Source organism: Paenarthrobacter sp. Y-19, assembly GCF_029223985.1.
GTDB lineage: Bacteria > Actinomycetota > Actinomycetes > Actinomycetales > Micrococcaceae > Arthrobacter > Arthrobacter nicotinovorans.
This window is the reverse complement of record NZ_CP119414.1, coordinates 2,549,675-2,566,425: the sequence shown is the minus strand read 5'-3', so window position 1 is coordinate 2,566,425 and position 16,751 is coordinate 2,549,675. Positions and strand designations below refer to the sequence as shown.

General features: G+C 62.2%; 18 protein-coding genes, 1 other RNA gene and 1 riboswitch. Of the genes, 15 read left to right on the top strand and 4 right to left on the bottom strand.

From position 1 onward, the window contains the following. The first annotated feature begins 114 nt into the window (after positions 1-114). From PYR64_RS12070 to PYR64_RS12005, 14 genes are all read left to right on the top strand, one after another. Positions 115-1,338 (top strand): ATPase, T2SS/T4P/T4SS family, encoded by a 1,224-nt coding sequence (locus tag PYR64_RS12070; RefSeq protein WP_275775420.1) that lies wholly within the window; start codon positions 115-117, stop codon positions 1,336-1,338. Continuing rightward, a complete protein-coding gene (locus PYR64_RS12065; RefSeq protein WP_275775418.1) occupies positions 1,338-2,192 on the top strand; it encodes a type II secretion system F family protein in 855 nt (284 codons plus the stop codon). The genes PYR64_RS12070 and PYR64_RS12065 overlap by 1 nt, the downstream gene beginning before the upstream one ends. Further along, positions 2,189-3,130: a type II secretion system F family protein gene (locus PYR64_RS12060; RefSeq protein WP_189075164.1), complete on the top strand. Its 942-nt coding sequence runs from the start codon at positions 2,189-2,191 to the stop codon at positions 3,128-3,130. Before PYR64_RS12065 ends, PYR64_RS12060 begins: the two co-directional genes overlap by 4 nt. 159 nt (positions 3,131-3,289) lie before the next feature. Continuing rightward, complete coding sequence (locus tag PYR64_RS12055) at positions 3,290-3,529, top strand: hypothetical protein (RefSeq protein WP_110503932.1); 240 nt, start codon at positions 3,290-3,292, stop codon at positions 3,527-3,529. An 83-nt stretch (positions 3,530-3,612) separates the two neighbouring features. Beyond that, entirely contained in the window at positions 3,613-3,960 is a 348-nt protein-coding gene (locus PYR64_RS12050; protein WP_275775413.1) for a TadE/TadG family type IV pilus assembly protein, read from the top strand. 118 nt (positions 3,961-4,078) lie between these two features. Next, positions 4,079-4,468: a hypothetical protein gene (locus tag PYR64_RS12045; protein WP_345799333.1), complete on the top strand. Its 390-nt coding sequence runs from the start codon at positions 4,079-4,081 to the stop codon at positions 4,466-4,468. 137 nt (positions 4,469-4,605) lie between these two features. After that, a complete protein-coding gene (locus PYR64_RS12040; protein WP_345799332.1) occupies positions 4,606-5,010 on the top strand; it encodes a pilus assembly protein TadG-related protein in 405 nt (134 codons plus the stop codon). Between the two features lie 64 nt (positions 5,011-5,074). Beyond that, positions 5,075-6,196 (top strand): peptide chain release factor 2, encoded by a 1,122-nt coding sequence (gene prfB, locus PYR64_RS12035; RefSeq protein WP_018776403.1) that lies wholly within the window; start codon positions 5,075-5,077, stop codon positions 6,194-6,196. 208 nt (positions 6,197-6,404) lie between these two features. Further along, positions 6,405-7,169, top strand: a complete 765-nt coding sequence (ftsE, locus tag PYR64_RS12030) for a cell division ATP-binding protein FtsE (RefSeq protein WP_018776402.1) — start codon at positions 6,405-6,407, stop codon at positions 7,167-7,169. After that, the gene (gene ftsX / locus PYR64_RS12025) at positions 7,166-8,080 is read left to right on the top strand and encodes a permease-like cell division protein FtsX (RefSeq protein ID WP_055972042.1); all 915 of its coding nucleotides are present in this window, start codon (positions 7,166-7,168) and stop codon (positions 8,078-8,080) included. Before ftsE ends, ftsX begins: the two co-directional genes overlap by 4 nt. A 55-nt stretch (positions 8,081-8,135) precedes the next feature. Further along, positions 8,136-9,551 carry a M23 family metallopeptidase gene (locus PYR64_RS12020; protein WP_018776400.1) on the top strand — a complete coding sequence of 472 codons (1,416 nt, stop codon included), beginning with the start codon at positions 8,136-8,138 and terminating at the stop codon, positions 9,549-9,551. A gap of 65 nt (positions 9,552-9,616) precedes the next feature. Further along, entirely contained in the window at positions 9,617-10,087 is a 471-nt protein-coding gene (gene smpB / locus PYR64_RS12015; RefSeq protein ID WP_018776399.1) for an SsrA-binding protein SmpB, read from the top strand. A gap of 101 nt (positions 10,088-10,188) precedes the next feature. After that, positions 10,189-10,557: a transfer-messenger RNA gene (gene ssrA, locus PYR64_RS12010) on the top strand. 179 nt (positions 10,558-10,736) lie between these two features. Further along, positions 10,737-11,708 carry a trypsin-like peptidase domain-containing protein gene (locus PYR64_RS12005; protein WP_275779944.1) on the top strand — a complete coding sequence of 324 codons (972 nt, stop codon included), beginning with the start codon at positions 10,737-10,739 and terminating at the stop codon, positions 11,706-11,708. Between the two features lie 7 nt (positions 11,709-11,715). Here PYR64_RS12005 and PYR64_RS12000 read toward each other — a convergent pair whose 3' ends face one another. After that, on the bottom strand, positions 11,716-12,090 hold the full coding sequence (locus PYR64_RS12000; RefSeq protein WP_026266935.1) for a hypothetical protein: 375 nt from the start codon (positions 12,088-12,090) through the stop codon (positions 11,716-11,718). Between the two features lie 31 nt (positions 12,091-12,121). On the opposite strand from PYR64_RS12000, the gene PYR64_RS11995 reads away from it, so the two are divergent. After that, on the top strand, positions 12,122-13,576 hold the full coding sequence (locus tag PYR64_RS11995; protein WP_026266934.1) for an MFS transporter: 1,455 nt from the start codon (positions 12,122-12,124) through the stop codon (positions 13,574-13,576). An 18-nt stretch (positions 13,577-13,594) separates the two neighbouring features. Here PYR64_RS11995 and PYR64_RS11990 read toward each other — a convergent pair whose 3' ends face one another. Genes PYR64_RS11990 through PYR64_RS11980 form a run of 3 tightly spaced genes read right to left on the bottom strand, consistent with a single transcriptional unit; the run spans position 13,595 to position 16,593 of the window. Then, on the bottom strand, positions 13,595-14,308 hold the full coding sequence (locus PYR64_RS11990) for a metal-dependent transcriptional regulator (protein WP_018776395.1): 714 nt from the start codon (positions 14,306-14,308) through the stop codon (positions 13,595-13,597). Positions 14,309-14,317: 9 nt separating this feature from the next. Beyond that, on the bottom strand, positions 14,318-15,139 hold the full coding sequence (locus PYR64_RS11985; protein WP_110503934.1) for a class I SAM-dependent methyltransferase: 822 nt from the start codon (positions 15,137-15,139) through the stop codon (positions 14,318-14,320). A 47-nt stretch (positions 15,140-15,186) separates the two neighbouring features. Then, entirely contained in the window at positions 15,187-16,593 is a 1,407-nt protein-coding gene (locus PYR64_RS11980; RefSeq protein ID WP_055972057.1) for an aminotransferase class V-fold PLP-dependent enzyme, read from the bottom strand. A gap of 33 nt (positions 16,594-16,626) precedes the next feature. Further along, a riboswitch (SAM riboswitch) is annotated at positions 16,627-16,740 on the bottom strand. Between the last annotated feature and the right edge of the window lie 11 nt (positions 16,741-16,751).

The window sequence follows — 16,751 nt, the reverse complement described above, 5'->3', positions numbered from 1 at the left end:
CCAAGTTATCCACATGCCGTCCGGACTGACTTGAGGCGGACCTTGGGCTCGCTTAGCGTAAGTCACTCGAGATGCGCCTCTCGTTTACGCAATCGTGACCATCGGGGGAGAGCTGTGGATGCTGTAAGGATCGTCGAGGGGGAGGTCAGGGAGCTCATCCGGCGTCGTGGCCTGGATCCACTGGAACAGGCTGGTGATGTCCGAAGCCTGGTGGACGCGGCAGTCAACGACTACGACGAACGGGCCCTCCTCGCTCCGCTTCCTCCCTTGGGTCACCTCGAGTCGGCGCGTCGTCTGATTTACGACGCTGTCGCGGGGTTCGGGCCATTGCAGCCGCTTCTGGACGATGAGTCGATCGAGGAGCTTTGGATCAATGCTCCCCACGAGGTCTACGTGGCCCGAAATGGTGAATCCGAGCTGACTACGATCAGCCTCACTGAGCAGCAGGTCCGGGACCTGGTAGAGAGAATGCTTAAAACTTCCGGACGACGACTGGACTTGTCATCGCCCTTCGTGGACGCCGCACTTCCGGACGGTTCGAGGCTGCATGTGGCAATCCCGGACATCACCCGGAGGCACTGGGCGGTGAACATCAGGAAGTTCACCGCGCGCGCCAGCCGCCTGGAGCACTTGGTAGAGCTCGGCAGCCTGACACCACAAGCTGCGAGGTTCCTGGGCGCGGCAGTAGCGAGCGGCCTCAACATTCTTGTCTCCGGCGCCACGCAGGCGGGAAAGACCACCCTTCTCAATTGCCTGGGAGCGCACATAGGTTCACGCGAGCGGGTCATCACTGTGGAGGAAATCTTTGAACTCCAGCTTCCCTTACGGGATGTCATAGGACTTCAGTGCCGTCAACCGAATCTGGAGGGTGAGGGCGAAATCCCTTTGCGGCGGCTCGTCAAGGAAGCCCTTCGAATGCGGCCGGACAGGCTCATTGTGGGCGAAGTCCGCGAAGCCGAAAGCCTGGACATGCTCATCGCCCTCAACTCCGGGCTTCCCGGTATGTGCACTGTGCATGCCAATTCTGCCCACGACGCCGTAACCAAGATCTGCACATTGCCCCTTCTCGCCGGAGCCAACATTGCCAGTGCCTTTGTGGTCCCCACAGTGGCGTCGTGCATTGATCTGGTGGTGCATTGCGGCAGGCATCCGACAGGGAAAAGGCAGATAACGGAGGTCCTCGCTTTGGGGCGGAGGGTTGAAAACGGGATCATCGAATCCTCCACTGTCTTTGGGATGTCAGCAGGCCAACTGCAGCCGAGGCCCAACGCGATGCCCGCTGCGGAAAAGTTTGCCCGCGCAGGCTTCGACGTCTCCGCGCTGTTGGAGGTGAACTGATGCCGCCTCTCCTGGGCATTCTGTGTGGCTTGGGGCTTTTCCTTATCTGGTGGTCCACCTGGGATCAACCGACAGCCAGGCCACGGAAAAAGAAACGACGCCGCCTGGACCAATTGCTTTTGTCAGCAGGGATTGAAAAGGTCACAGGATCTGCCTTGCTCCTCAGCTGCGGGGGTTTTGGGTGTGCAGTCATGGCGGTCTTCTTCCTCATCACAAGGGCGCCGGTGGTCGCGCTATGCTTCGGGTTGTTCGGTTCCTGGACCCCCTTGGCAATCGTGAGGCGGAGGGCGCGAAAGCGTCGTGCGGCGCTTCGCTTGTTGTGGCCGGATGTCGTGGACCACCTGCGCTCGGCTATTCGCGCTGGCCTTGCCCTGCCTGAAGCGCTCATTCAGCTTGGATCCAAAGGACCGGAGGAATTGCGGCCGCTTTTCCTGGATTTTGGTGCCGACTACCGCTCCGGTGGGCATTTTGAGACTGCGTTGGACAGGCTTAAGGACCGTCTCGCGGACCCGGTGGCCGATCGCATCATTGAAGCCCTTCGAATGACCCGCGAGGTTGGCGGATCCGACCTGGGCCGAATGCTGGGGACTTTGTCCGACTTCCTCAGGGACAACTCCCGCACCCGGAGTGAGCTGGAAGCCAGGCAATCATGGACCGTCAACGCTGCGAGGTTGGCAGTCGCGGCCCCGTGGATCGTCCTGGTGTTGATGGCCAGCCGTCCGGAAGCGATGCCGGCCTACAACTCAACCGTGGGAGCAATGGTGCTTCTCGCTGGCTTGCTGGTTTCCGTGTGCTGCTATTCCTTGATGCTTTGTATTGGTGCGTTGCCTGATGATGAACGCGTTCTGCGATGAGTACGTCGACTGCTTGGGCCGCGGTCTCCGGCGCCGTCCTTGGAATTGGATGCTGGCTCGTCTTGACGCGTCTGCCGTTCCTGCGGGGAATGACTTTTACGGAGCGCATCAGCCCTCAGCTGAAATCCAGGAACCTCGAGTCACGCCTCCTGCTTGCGCAAGAGCCGGACCTCACACCTTTTGGAACATTGGAACGAATCCTTCGCCCCATCTTTCGGGACGCGGTGAAAAACATGTCGCGGTTGAACGTTGGCTCCGCCGTCGCGGCAAAGAGGCTGGCCCGCTCCGGGTCCTCCAAAACGATCCTTGACTACAGGGTCGAGCAGATCCTTTGGGCCAGCGGAGGTCTGGTCGTGGCGTTGCTCGTGGTCACAGCACGCGCGGCATCCGGGCAGTTCAATCCGGCGGTGTCCTGCGTCTTGGTAGTTGGGGCCGCCTTGGGAGGGTATGTGCTCCGCGACATGGTTCTGGGGCAGCAGATCAAGCGACGTGAGAGAAGGATGCTGTCCGAGTTTCCAAGCCTTGCTGAGCTGATGGCTCTGGCCGTAGCTGCGGGCGAAAGCGCAATGGGCGCGATGGACCGGGTGAGCCGTAGCTCCCAAGGGGAACTCTCCAACGAGTTCGCGCTGATTCTTGCGGATGCCCGGTCCGGCAAGCCTCTGGCGGAAGCACTTCAGTCCTTTTCCAGCCGCGCAGAGTTACCACCACTGGTCAGGTTCTTTGATGGCTTGGTGGTGGCTGTCGAACGCGGGACCCCACTGGCAGATGTGCTTCGGGCACAGGCCGCCGATGTCCGGGATGCCGCCAAGCGGGAGCTGATGGAATCCGCAGGCCGCAAGGAGATAGCCATGATGGTGCCCCTCGTCTTCGGTGTGCTGCCACTAACGGTCGTGTTTGCCGCTTTTCCAGCCATCGCAGCCCTGCAGATGAGCCTCTAGTCCCTTGCATCTCCTCCTGCAGGAATGCGGCCCGGAACAAGCGGGAGCAGCAGCGCGCCACAGTCACAACACAGCAACACAGCAATACAGCAACAACACAGCATCACTGTCACTCAGCACCACAGCGACAACGCCGTATCACCGTTATTGGGGAGAATCATGAAAACATTTGCCAGCAGGTCGCCCATTGCACCAGTCCGTACCGTGTCGGGGCGGGCTTTGCTCACTGACTTCGTTTTGCGGGCGGCACCGCAGCCAGAGGAGCAAGAACGAGGAGACGTGCCTGGATGGGTCATGATCACACTCATGTCAGCGGTCTTGGTCGCTGGACTTCTTGCCCTCGCCACACCTGCCTTGAATGACTTGTTCACTCAGGCCATGTCGAAGGTGGGCAAATAGGCCGCGTGGAGGGGCAGGCCCTGTTCTCCACTGTCCTTCGCCCTTCAGGCTCGACCCGAGCCACCCGAGAACAAGGAACGGCTGTGGTGGACTACGTATTGGTTGGAGCGCTGTTGACCCTGCTCTGCATGTCGGTCATTCAACTGATGCTGGTGTTGCATGTACGCAACACGCTCGTTGACGCTGCAGCTTCGGGAGCGAGGTACGGCGCGCTGGCCGACCGGACGTCATTGGAGGCAAAAGCCCGGACGGCGGAGCTGATTACCGCGGCCCTGAACGAGGGTTTCGCACAAAGCATCACCACGAGCGAAGAGGTAATGGACGGCATCCGCACGCTGGAGGTGACGGTGAAGGCGCCGATGCCGGTCCTCGGGTTGGTTGGACCTCAAGGCCTGATGGAGGTGCACGGCCATGCCGCCCTTCTTGGTTGAAGCGGCACATTCATTTGGCAAAGCGCTCCGGCTAAGGATGTGCTACGTCCTGTGCTTATCCGAACTGTCGGTCGAAGGTCGCGCCCGGAACATCGAAGGACAAAGGGGGAGCGCCGTCGTGGAATTTACCTTTCTCGCAGTCCTGTTGATGGTGCCACTGATTTACTTCGTGGTGACCATTGGGCAAATCCAGGGCGCATCGTTTGGAGTGGTCGGAGCGGCCGACCAGGCCGCGAAAGTTTTCGTCCTTCAGCACGACCCGGCAAGCGCGAGGAAAGCGGCGGAGCAGTCCGTAATTGTGGCGCTGGCCGACTACGGGCATACGCCGGATCAGGCCACCGTGGAGATTTCGTGTGATCGGGAAAATTGTCTGACAGCAGGGGCAAGTGTCACCGTTACTGTCCACCTCGATGTTCTGCTTCCCATGGTCCCGTTTGGTGACACCCTGAAGCTCAGCGCCAGTAAGGTGTCCGCCTCGGCCACGCAGATAGTGGGTCGCTACCAATGACCCGGGAACAAAACGTAAGAAGTCCTCGACCCCTCACAGCGTCCATGCCTCCCGGGGGACGCAGATACGGCGGCCCGCATCGCTTTGGCATTCTGCCTCGCAATGGCGTCCTCCACCGCGATGACGGGCAAATTACAGTGCTGATTCTCGGATATGTGGTGCTGGCACTGCTCCTGGCCACAGTGGTGATGGCCGCTTCCTCCGTGTACCTGGAACACAAGAAGCTCTTGTCCTTGGCTGACGGAGCCGCGCTCGCAGCCGCAGACTCGTACCTGGTGGGTGACCTGGAGGGCGGGAGCCTACCTGCTGTTTCTCTGATGGATGACCGGGTGCTGGCGGCTGCAGGCTCATATCTTGGGAAAAGCAACGCCTTCGCAGGCCACGAGCGATTGGAAGTGGGGGAGGGAACCGGAAGTGAGCCTGGCGGGACGGCAGTGGTGGTTCTCAGGTCCGTCGCCCACCCGCCGGTGATCAGCTTTCTGGTGCCGGATGGAATCGTCGTCGAGGTCAGGGCGACGGCGCGGTCGAGGCTCACGCAGTAATGAATCTACGGACAAAAGCCGGACAGCCAAGGGAGCCTGATGGATAGCGTACGCTGGGATAACCATGGCTGACATAGATTTTCCCGCAGAAATCCGCGCACTTCGAGCAACTTACGGCTCCATCGAAAACGTCACTGACGTTGACGCTCTCAAGGCTGAAATCGCCGAATTGAGCGAGCAGGCCGGGGCCCCGGACCTCTGGGATGACCCCGCATCGGCCCAGGTGGTGACATCCCGTTTGTCACACCGCCAATCGGAAGTCGAACGACTCGAAAAGCTCGCAGCCCGGATTGACGACCTCGAGGTCCTGGTCGAACTTGGGCAGGATGAAGGCGACGAAGCCTCAATGGCCGAGGCCGCCAAAGAGCTGGCGTCCATCCGCAAAGCCCTCGCGGAGCTTGAGGTAGTCACCTTGCTCTCCGGCGAGTACGACGAACGCGAAGCCGTGGTGACCATCAGGGCCGGAGCGGGTGGAGTCGATGCAGCCGACTTTGCCGAGATGCTGATGAGAATGTACTTGCGGTGGGCTGAACGCCACGGTTATCCCACCACGGTGATGGACACGTCCTACGCTGAAGAAGCCGGCCTGAAGTCCGCCACGTTCGAGGTCAAGGCCCCCTACGCCTTCGGCACCCTGAGTGTGGAAGCCGGCACTCACCGGCTGGTGCGCATCAGTCCGTTCGACAACCAGGGTCGCCGGCAGACATCCTTTGCAGCCGTTGAGGTCATCCCGTTGATCGAGCAGACGGATTCAATCGAAATACCCGACAACGAGATCCGGGTTGACGTCTTCCGTTCCTCCGGCCCGGGCGGGCAGTCCGTTAACACCACTGACTCCGCAGTACGCCTGACCCACATTCCCACGGGCATTGTGGTCTCCATGCAGAACGAAAAGTCCCAGCTCCAGAACCGGGCAGCCGCCATGCGCGTGCTGCAGTCCCGTTTGCTCCTGGTTAAGAAGGAACAGCAGGACGCAGAGAAGAAGGCACTGGCAGGGGACGTCAAAGCCTCATGGGGCGACCAGATGCGCTCCTACGTGCTGAACCCCTACCAGATGGTCAAGGATCTGCGGACCGAACACGAAGTGGGCAACACTTCGGCCGTGCTGGATGGCGACATTGATGACTTCATCGACGCCGGCATCCGTTGGCGCACCGGTAACCGCAACGCAGCGGCCAACCAGTAAGACGCAGCAGCCAGCCAATAAGCAGGAGGCTGGCAGAGGGCTCCCAGACTCGGCCCTTATTACGCGACACGCCCCCGAAAGCCCCGTAATGCTGGCCTACCCGTGCGTATAGTCGAGTGGCCGGTGCTCTCACTTCCCCCATCGAAAGCCCGCGCTCCGGCTGTTGGACTGGGCGACTCATGTCATGTCCGGCGGGGTACTAAGGGCCATGATCAGATTTGAGAATGTCACCAAGGTCTACGAGCAGAATGCCCGACCGGCGCTCGATTCTGTCAGCCTTGAGATCAACCGAGGCGAATTTACGTTCCTTGTGGGCGCCTCTGGTTCGGGCAAATCCACTTTCCTGCGGTTGATCCTCAAGGAAGACAAGGCCTCAGCCGGATCCGTGTACGTTGCCGGCCAGAATGTCGCCAACATTTCGAGTTGGCGTGTGCCCAAGCTGCGCCGTGGGATTGGCGTCGTGTTCCAGGATTTCCGCCTGCTGCCGCAAAAGAACGTTTTCGCCAACGTCGCCTTCGCCATGCAGGTCATCGGGAAGAGCCGCTCCATTATTCGCGAAACGGTCCCCGAGGTCTTGAAGACCGTGGGCCTTGAAGGCAAGGAACGGCGCATGCCGCACGAGCTTTCCGGTGGCGAGCAGCAGCGCGTGGCGATCGCGCGCGCCGTCGTCAACCGTCCGGGAATCCTCCTTGCCGACGAACCGACCGGAAACCTGGACCCTATTACCTCGATGGGAATCATGGGCGTCCTGGACAAGATCAACCAGAACGGCACCACTGTGGTCATGGCCACCCACGATGACGACATTGTCAACGAAATGCGCCGCCGCGTTGTGGAGCTCAAAAACGGAAAGGTCATTCGCGACGAAGCGAAGGCCCTGTACACGTCAATGATTCCGGTAGTCGGCGAATCGCGCCGGCTGCGGGACGCCAGCGGCGAAGAACTCGACCGCGCGCAGGGGGCACAGCTGTGAGGCTCCTTTTCATCCTCGGGGAAATCGGCAGTGGTCTGCGCCGAAACCTGTCCATGGTTATTTCCGTTGTGCTCGTGACCTTTGTTTCGCTGACCTTTGTTGGTGCGGCGGGAATGCTGCAGATGCAGATCAACCAGATGAAGGGCTACTGGTACGACAAAGTCCAGGTGGCGGTCTTCCTCTGCAACGACGGTTCGACGGCGGTCGGCTGCGCGTCGGGACCGGCGACGAAGGAGCAGCAGGAAAACCTCCAGGCCATGTTGGAGTCTCCTGCGGTGAAGCAGTACATCAACGATTTCCAGTTCGAATCCCAGGCCGAGGCGTACAAGCACTTCAAGGAACAGTTCTCGAACTCTCCGATCGTTGATTCGGTATCAGAGGACCAGCTGCCGGCCTCATTCCGTATCAACATGAAGAACCCGGAAAAGTACCAGATCATCAGCGAGACGTTCTCCTCCCAGCCAGGGGTTGAAACAGTCAGCGACCAGAGGCAGGTCCTGGAACGGATCTTCTCGTGGATGAACGGAGCCTCGGTAGCGGCTGTCGGCGTGGCCGCGGTGATGATTTTCTGCGCGGTCCTCCTGATAACCACCACCATCCGGCTATCGGCCTTCAGCCGACGGCGGGAGACGGGCATCATGCGGCTGGTAGGTGCTTCAAAGACGGTGATTCAGCTGCCGTTCATCCTTGAAGGTGTCATAGCCGCCGTCGTTGGAGCGGTTTTGGCCTCTGTTACCCTGTGGCTGATGGCGCACTTCTGGCTCAACGGCGACCTGTCACGGCAATTCCTGAATACTCCGTTTATCTCCTCCACACAGGTCCTGGTGATCGCCCCTGTGCTCATCGCCCTGGGCGCGGGCCTGGCGGGGGTCTCGTCGCTGTTGACTCTCCGGCGATACCTGAAGGTTTAGCCATGAAGACCATGCCCCTCGGACTTACCACTGCTGCAAGCGAAAAGGATTCCTGATGACCACGTTGGACCCGAACTCCCTGCGTCGGCGCTTTGCGTCGGGCCAGGCTCGGATGCTGGGTGCCGTCCTCGCCGTCGGGCTGGCTGTCAGTCTCCTGTCGGGAGCGCCTGCAGCGCATGCGGACAACCTCGAAGACCAGCAGGCCGCACTGGAAGCAGAGGCCGCACGGGTACAGGCATCCTTGGAGTTCGTCGACTCGAATATTGCGAAAGCCGCCGGCGATCTTGTGATCTACCAGGGCCGCCTTCCCGGCGCCCAGCAGGCTTTGCTTGAAGCGCAGGGCCGCGTCGCGAGTGCCGTCAAGGAAGTGGAGGCTTTGGCCGCCAGGGTGGAACTCGCCCAGCAGAACAAGGCCAAGATTACCGAGCAGCTGGAAAACGACAAGCAGAAGATCACCGATACCAAGAAGCTGATCGGGCAGATCGCGTCGCAGGCCTACAAGTCCGGCGGCGTGCCCACGAATGTCGCCCTTTTGTTCGGTTCCAGCGAGTCCGGCAACCTGACCGAGTCCATGGATCTCGCTGACCAGGCCATGCGAAGCCAGAACGCGGCCATGACCAAACTGACCCAGCAGAACGCCACCAACGTGAACTCGCAAGCGCGACTGGTGGCGGTCGAGGAAGAAATCCAGGATCTCAAGGCCAAGGCAGACGCGGCACTTGAGCGGGAGAAATCAGCACGGGACGAGGCAGCCAGCAAGAAGGCTGAAGTGGACAAGCTGATCGAGGACACCACGCGCCTCAACGGACAGTTGCAAGCGGCCAAGCCGGGGATTGAAGCGAACCTCGCGCGGGTGAAGGCGGAACAGGACACTGTTGCTGCCGAGATCGTCGAGCGTGACCGCAAACTGCGGGAAGCCTGGGAAGCGGAGCAGCGCCGGCTCGCCGCCGAAGCAGAAGCCGCGGCCGCTGCGGCAGCCGCTGCCGCCGGACGGCCGGCACCTCCTGAAGCTCCTTATGTTCCGCCGGCTGCCGGTTCGCCGTCGGCGTTCGGCCTGCGCCATCCCTTCGCCAGCTATGTTCCGATCACCTCGGGTTTCGGATGGCGCGCGACGCCGCCCGGCACCATCGACTTCTACGGCACCGGCGGTTACATGCACACCGGCATCGACTTCGGCGCCCCGTGCGGGACTCCCGTTTACGCCGCAGCCGCAGGTGAGGTCTTCAACTCAGGCTGGAACTCTGCCGACGGCGGTGGATGGCGCGTCAAGCTGTCCCACGGTGTGGTGCAAGGCAACTCGCTGACCACGATTTACTACCACAACAGCAGCATCGTGGTGGCGAACGGGCAGAGGGTCGCGCAGGGCCAGCTCATTGCTTACTCGGGCAGCACGGGTAACTCCACAGGCTGCCACGCGCACTTCGAAACCTGGCTGAACGGTACAGCGGTGGATCCCATGACCCTTCTCTAGGGTCCGGGAAACGGCCCGCTCTGGCGTACACTGGTTCAAATCCGCAACTAACAAGGAGTTCTACCGTGCCCAAGGAAAGTGGCCGTAAGGTAGTGGCCACCAATCGGAAGGCCCGGCACAACTACCTCATCCTGGATACCTACGAGGCCGGCATCGCGCTGATGGGGACAGAAGTGAAGTCCCTCCGCGAAGGCCACGCTTCAATGGTTGACGGGTTCTGCACGTTCTACAACGACGAGTTGTGGATGGAAGGTATCCATATCCCCGAGTACCACCAGGGGAGCTGGACCAACCATGCCGCGCGTCGGCGTCGCAAGCTCCTGTTGCACCGTGACGAACTGGACAAGATCTCGCAGAAGATCCGCGAGTCCGGCTTCACGGTAGTTCCGCTGCAGTTGTACTTCCTGGACGGACGGGCAAAGGTGGAGATCGCCATCGCCCGCGGTAAAAAGGACTACGACAAGAGGCAGACCCTCCGTGAGCAGCAGGACAAGCGTGAATCGCTCCGTGAGCTGCGTGAACGCAACCGCCGGTAGGCACGTGGGTGTACCAGGGGGAATTACTTGCCTGCTGGATGCGTTATGATGAGTAGTCCGACAGGAGATTAACCCTTCTGTCGGGTTTGGTAACAAAATACGGGGATGATCGGTTTCGACGATGTTAGTCGCGACAGGTGAAGCGGGCCGAGGATGCAGAATTATCTCGTAAACGCTGTCTGCAAACCAATAAGTGCCGAATCTAAGCGCACTGACTTCGCTCTCGCTGCCTAAGCAGTAAGACAGTCCGTCAGCCCGGGGTTGCTATCGCCCCGGTTCCTGGCGTCATTTAGATAGCCACTGCTGTTTGCCTTCGTCATTGAGGTAAACGGGACTCTTAGATGACTGGGCCCGGATCAGCTACCTGTTTGCAGGATGGCTGGGGCCGAGAAAATCCGACGCAAACTGCGCCCGGAGAAGCCCTGACAACACGACATCGGACGGGGGTTCAATTCCCCCCATCTCCACCCCTGGGAAAGCCCCTGGACCCTCGCGGTCTAGGGGCTTTCCTGTGCCCCGAACCGGATGCGTTCACCTAAGGCGTACTGCGGCAAGGACTACCTGCATTCCGTGGATCGTTGAAGTGGATAGGCGCATCGCCCGGCAGGCGGCGGAAGGCGCCGGAGGCAGCGGGAGGCACAAAATGAGCATGGAGCCGGAATTCGTTCAGGATCCTGATGAGCAGCAAGCCCTGGACGCCTACTCGCAAGTGGTTATCCGGGTGGCCGAGTCCGTGACACCCCATGTCGCCGCCATCGAAATGATGAGCACAGGCCGCAGGGGCCAGGTCCAAGTCGGCAGCGGGTCCGCAGTGGTCTTCACCGCTGATGGATACATGCTGACCAACGCCCACGTGGTGGCAGGCCTCCAGTCCGGCAGGGCCGTCTTTGCCGATGGCAAACATACTGACGTGGAGCTGGTGGGCGCAGATCCGTTGTCCGACCTGGCCGTAGTCCGCGGCTTGAAATCCACACCGCCGCCGGCCCTGCTGGGCGACGCCGATTCCCTGCGGGTAGGTCAACTGGTGGTCGCCGTGGGCAATCCCCTGGGGTTGTCCGGCTCTGTCACCGCCGGTGTGGTGAGCGGCCTGGGAAGATCCATCCCTGTTCGTGCAGGCGAGCACAGGAGGGTCATCGAGGACGTCATCCAAACCGATGCAGCGCTGAACCCGGGAAACTCCGGAGGTGCACTGGCGGATACCAAGGGACGCATCGTGGGAATCAACACTGCCGTGGCAGGTCTGGGGCTGGGCCTGGCGGTGCCCATCAATACGACAACGCAACGCATCATCGCCTCCCTGCTGAGGGATGGCCGAGTGCGCCGTGCCTATCTGGGCCTGGTGAGCACCCCAATTCCGCTGGATGCAAGCGCAGTGGTGAGGACCGGCCAGAAGGAAGGCCTGAGGGTGGTGGAGGTCATTTCCAGTTCGCCCGCCGAGAAGTCCGGATTACTGGCGGGGGACCTCGTGCTCCGGGCGCAGGGCAGGGCCGTGTCCAGCGCGGAAAGCCTGCAGAAACTGCTGTTCGAGGGTGCCATCGGGCAAGCTTTTCCGCTGACAGTACTACGGGACGGCAAAACTGTTCAGCTCACGGCCTATCCATCGGAAATGAGCCAGCAGTGAAGGTTGCCTAGGCTTTGTTCTCCGGAACATCCACGACGCCGACAAAGCGGCTGCCGACGCCTTCGTACTCGCTCCGGACCTCGCCCAGGAAGAGCTTGGGGAGTTCACTGTTCCGGTGGGTTCCGCAGAAGACGAAGGAAAAGTCCGGCCACCATTTCTTGGGTCGGACAGCCTCGGAATAGCCGCAGACGGCGCAGGTGAGGTGGACCCAGACAGGTCGCTTTCCTGTTCTGTTGGCCCGGGACTGTGCCAGCCAGGCCGGCGGATTGTCCTGAAGGTCGCGGAGCTCGGCTTCGGAGAGTCGGGACGGAATGCCGTGGCGCTGAGCCATTTCCATCGAAATATCAAGGGCCAAAGCGGCATCACGTCTGCTGATCACCATTCAACGATACGGGACTTACGCGGCGTAGGCTGTGCACATGACTGACGCTCCTGTCCTGTTGCCGAGTACACCCCTCCAAAAACGGGTCCTTGTGGTGGCAATCGTGGCGTCGTTCGTTGCCATCCTGGACGGCTTTGTGGTGAATCTCGCACTGCCCGCCATCGGCCGGGAGCTGGGTGGCGGCCTGGTGATACAGCAATGGGTGGTGGACGCGTACCTGCTCACGCTGGGGGCTTTGATTCTGGTGGCGGGGTCTTTGTCAGACCATTTCGGGCGGGCACGGATCCTTGAATGGGGCCTGGCAGGCTTCGCCGTCACGTCGATGCTCTGCGGCTTGGCGTGGAGCGGTGAAGTCCTGGTGGTCTCACGGGCCCTCCAAGGGATCGCAGGTGCGCTCCTGGTGCCAAGTTCGCTGGCCATGATCATCACGTCGTTCTCCGGGCCGGCGCAATCGAAGGCCATCGGCCAGTGGTCAGGATGGACCAGCGCGGCGGCCATTGTTGGTCCGCTGATCGGTGGCGCCGCCGTCGATCTTCTGTCCTGGCGGGTCATCTTCTTCATCAATGTGGTTCCGGCCTTGGCCATCTGGCCCATGCTCGCCGGTCTTCGCGCCTCCGACGCCGCCAGGGACAAGACGAAGCGGATCGACTATCTTGGGGCGTTCCTGGCCATGGTTGCTTTAGGCGGTCCGGTCTTCGCGTTCATCGAGCAGGGACGCATGGGATGGGGGAGTCCGCAGGTGTGGGTGCCCCTGATTCTCGGTGTGCTGGCCATGGTCCTGTTCTTGTTCCACGAGGGCAGGACGCCCGAGCCCATGCTGCCGCTCGGACTGTTCAGGATCCGCAATTTTGCCTGGGGCAACGTCGGCACGTTGGCCATCTATGCCGGAATATCCCTCGGTTTCTTCGTGTTGGGAATCTACTTGCAGCAGGTCGGAGGGCTGGGTGCCACCGTGGCCGGCATGGCTTTGCTCCCGGGCACCGTCATCCTGATGCTGGGAGCCTCATACTTTGGGGGCCTGGCCGGCAAGTACGGTCCTCGATGGTTCATGACGATCGGTCCGTTGCTGTGCGGTGTGGGCTTCCTGATGTCCCTGTCCGTGCAGGAGCCCCTCAATTACTGGACGCAGGTGCTGCCCGGCCAGATTGTCTTCGGCCTGGGGTTGGCGACGCTCGTAGCGCCTCTGACGGCCGCGATCCTCGGCGCTGTTCCGCCGACGGAAGCCGGAATCGGCTCTGCCGTCAACAACGCGGTTGCCCGTATCGCAGGCCTGATTTCGATCGCTTTCGCGGGTGTGATTGTGGGACCGGTTTTCACCAGGCAAGGGCTGTACAACGCCTTGGTGGTGACCGCCCTGCTGTTCCTGGCCGGCGCGGTGGCGTCCGCCGTCGGGATCCGTAACCCGCCACGCGAGGCGGCGGCTGCCGCTGAACGGGAACCGGATGCAGCGTCCGACGACGGCGGTCCGGCCGGGCAGCCCGGCTGACCATCCGTGCGGCAAGGGTCAGCTGGCCGGGAGCACGCAGCCTTGGTGGGTGCCGGCACTCTTCACCCACAGCGCGGAGGCGACTTCATCTGCCAGGTCAAACTCCCGACCGGCAGCGCCGCTGCCTATCCGGACCACCAATGCCCCGCCGAAAGGCTTGCGCCCCATCACTTCAACGGGTGCGTCGAGCGCGATGTCCTCTGCGGCAAGGTACCGGAGGAGTTCGGGGTTTTCGTCGCTGATGCGGGTTATGCGGCCCGAGTGGCCCTGGTCGAGTTCGATCATGCGGTACGCATGCGGCAAGTCAACGGCACCGTCCGCTGACGGGATCGGATCGCCGTGGGGGTCCCGCACGGGGTGGCCGAGCTTGGCTGACATGCGTTCGATGAAGGTGTCGGACACCGCATGCTCCAGCATCTCGGCTTCGTCGTGGACCTCGTCCCAGCTGTAGCCGAGTTCCTCCACCAGGTACGTCTCAATGAGGCGGTGCCTGCGAACCATCGAAAGAGCGAGGCGCATGCCTTCGGAGGTCAAACGGATGGCGCTGTAGGGCTGATGGTCAACGAGGCCTTGGTCCTTGAGCTTTCGCACCATTTCCGACACCGAGGAATTGGCGACCCCGAGCCGCAGGGCAAGCTGTGAGGACGTGATCGGCTTGTCCTGCCACTCCGTATAGGAGTAGATGACCTTGACGTAGTCCTCGATCGAGGAGGAGGGCGTACTGGTCTTCACACCCCTAGCCTACCGTGGTGTGGCATCGTGGACTTTGTATGCACGCCAGGTCTGCGTCAGGTAGGGCAGCGGCACGGTGTCTCCCGGCGCGTGGCCAAGGTGTTCGTAGAGGTACCACTGGAGGTTGCCCATGACTTTGGCCCGCGTCGCTTCGTTGGCGCGCAGGTAGTAACTGCGCGACTTGGTCAACTCCATGATGTCCTCGGGCGAGAGCGGGTCCTCCCACCTGGTGAGGTGGCGTTCCAGTCCGTGAAACTCCGGGCCGATAACCGGCCGGAATCCCGGCTTGTGGACGTCGCCTGCATGCATGATGCGCGAGAGCCTGTGGACCCAGGGAATTGAGGTGTCCAACTGGTTCCAGATCAGCCCCAGAACCCCCGCGGGGCGCAGGATACGGGCGATCTCCGTGCTCGCGGCAAGGGGCTCGCACCAGTGCCAGGCCTGGGCAACGCTGACGACGTCGAATGCTGAGTCCGCCAGTCCGGTTGCCTCGGCCGTCCCCTCCGTCGCGTGAACATCGGGGTAGGCCTTTCGCAGTTGCGCCAACATATCGGTGGAAGGGTCGACGGCGGCCACCTCAAGTCCGCGTCCGGCCAGGAGAGCGGTGAACTTGCCCGTTCCTGCGCCGAGGTCCGCAGCTGTCGATGCCCCTTCAGGTAGGAGCCAATCAACGGAGTCCACAGGATAGCCCGGCCGCACGCGATCGTAGTGCTCTCCGCCATCCTGGAAGCTTTGGCCAAGTTCATGGCGGCGGGAGGCATGGAGTTTGGGTCCGCGGGGACCGGCGGGACCGGGAGTGACTGGAGCGCCGTTCGCTGAGCGCAGGGACACGCAAACTCCTTCACAGGGCCGTTAGAGGTACCCTACGAATTTACCCTCTAGTCGACCGTGCAGGGAGCGGCACCGGCTGTGCCCGGGGTGTTGGGCGCCCACTCGGGGTAGCTGCGGTGGTCGTTGGCCGGTACCCAGCGGCCCTCGTCCACCACATAGTCCCAGCCCAGGCCGTTGCGCTTGAGTTCCTCGATGCCTGCCAGCAGCCTGGTGGCGTCCTCCAACCGGGAGCCGACGCCGAAGCTTGCGCGCAGGGAACCCGAAGGCAGTCCCAGCCGCTTGAGCAACGGATGCGCGCAGAAACGTCCGTCGCGGAGGCCCACTCCGTGTTCGGCCGCCAGATATGCGGCGACCAGTCCGGCGTCGAATCCTTCTACGGAGAAGTTGACCACGCCGATGGTGTCCTCGGAATCGCTGAAGATCCGGTGGACTGTTACGCCGTCGATGGCTTCCAGGCCCTCAACCAGGTAGCTGCGGATGCCCGCTTCGTGTGCGTGCCAGGCGTCCTGGTCGAGGCCGGCGAGTACCTGCGTGGCGCGGGCGAGCGTCGCGGCGCCCAGGACGTTGGGGGAACCGCCCTCGTGCCGCGCCGGACCCGTGGCCCAGCTGACGGAGTCCAAGCGCGCTTCGCGGACAGCGCCGCCACCTGCCAGGTGCGGGATCCCGGCGTCGAGCCAGTCCGGGCGGCCCACTACCACTCCTGCGCCGAACGGCGCATAGAGCTTGTGTCCTGAGAAGACGATGTAGTCGACGTCAGCCTCCGCGATGTTGACGCGGCGGTGCGGAGCGAGCTGGGCTGCATCCACCACGATCCTCGCGCCGTACTCGTGGGCCAGCGCGGCAAGCCGGGCGATCGGCAGGATCTCTCCGGTGACGTTCGAGGCGCCCGTGACGGCGAGCAGGCTGACGCCGCCCAGGGCCAGTTCGGCTTCGATCTTATCCAGCGTTCCGGCCAGGGTCGGCGCCGCAACCACGCTGCGGTGCGGCACGCCCTGCCACGGCAGCAGATTTGCGTGGTGCTCAATGTCCAAGTACAGGACCTCGCCGGCAAACCCGCCGTCGACCTGCGGGAGGCAGCCGGCCAGCAGGTTCAAGGAGTCCGTGGTGTTCCGGGTAAAGATCACCGAATCGTCTGCACGTCCGCCAACGAAGTCACGGACTATGTTCCGGGAATTCTCGTAGACGGAGGTGCTGATCTGCGAGGCGAAGCCTGCCCCGCGGTGAACGCTGGCGTAGTACGGGAGGACCTCGTTGAGGTAGGCGGAAACAATCGTCAGCGCAGGGGCTGACGCGCCGTAGTCGAGGTTGGCATAGCGGACGTGGCCACCTTGGATCAGAGGCGCCTGAAGCTCCGCGCCCGTGACGGCGGCGAGGGGACGCGCAGCTGCCGATTCGAGGGCGGCTTCGTCAACAAAGGAAGGGATGGTGTTTGCGTTGAACGTGACTGTGCTCATGGGACCTCACTCAAGAGGGACCCCCACAGGGGGGATCCGCGCTTGCCGCATCCGTTCCGGACCGGCCGGGTCGTCACCCGGGGCACCCCACCGCGAATGGAGGGTTGCCGGCCAGCAAACCGGGGTTTAGCGCTGGCACTCGTGACCTGTAAAAAAGG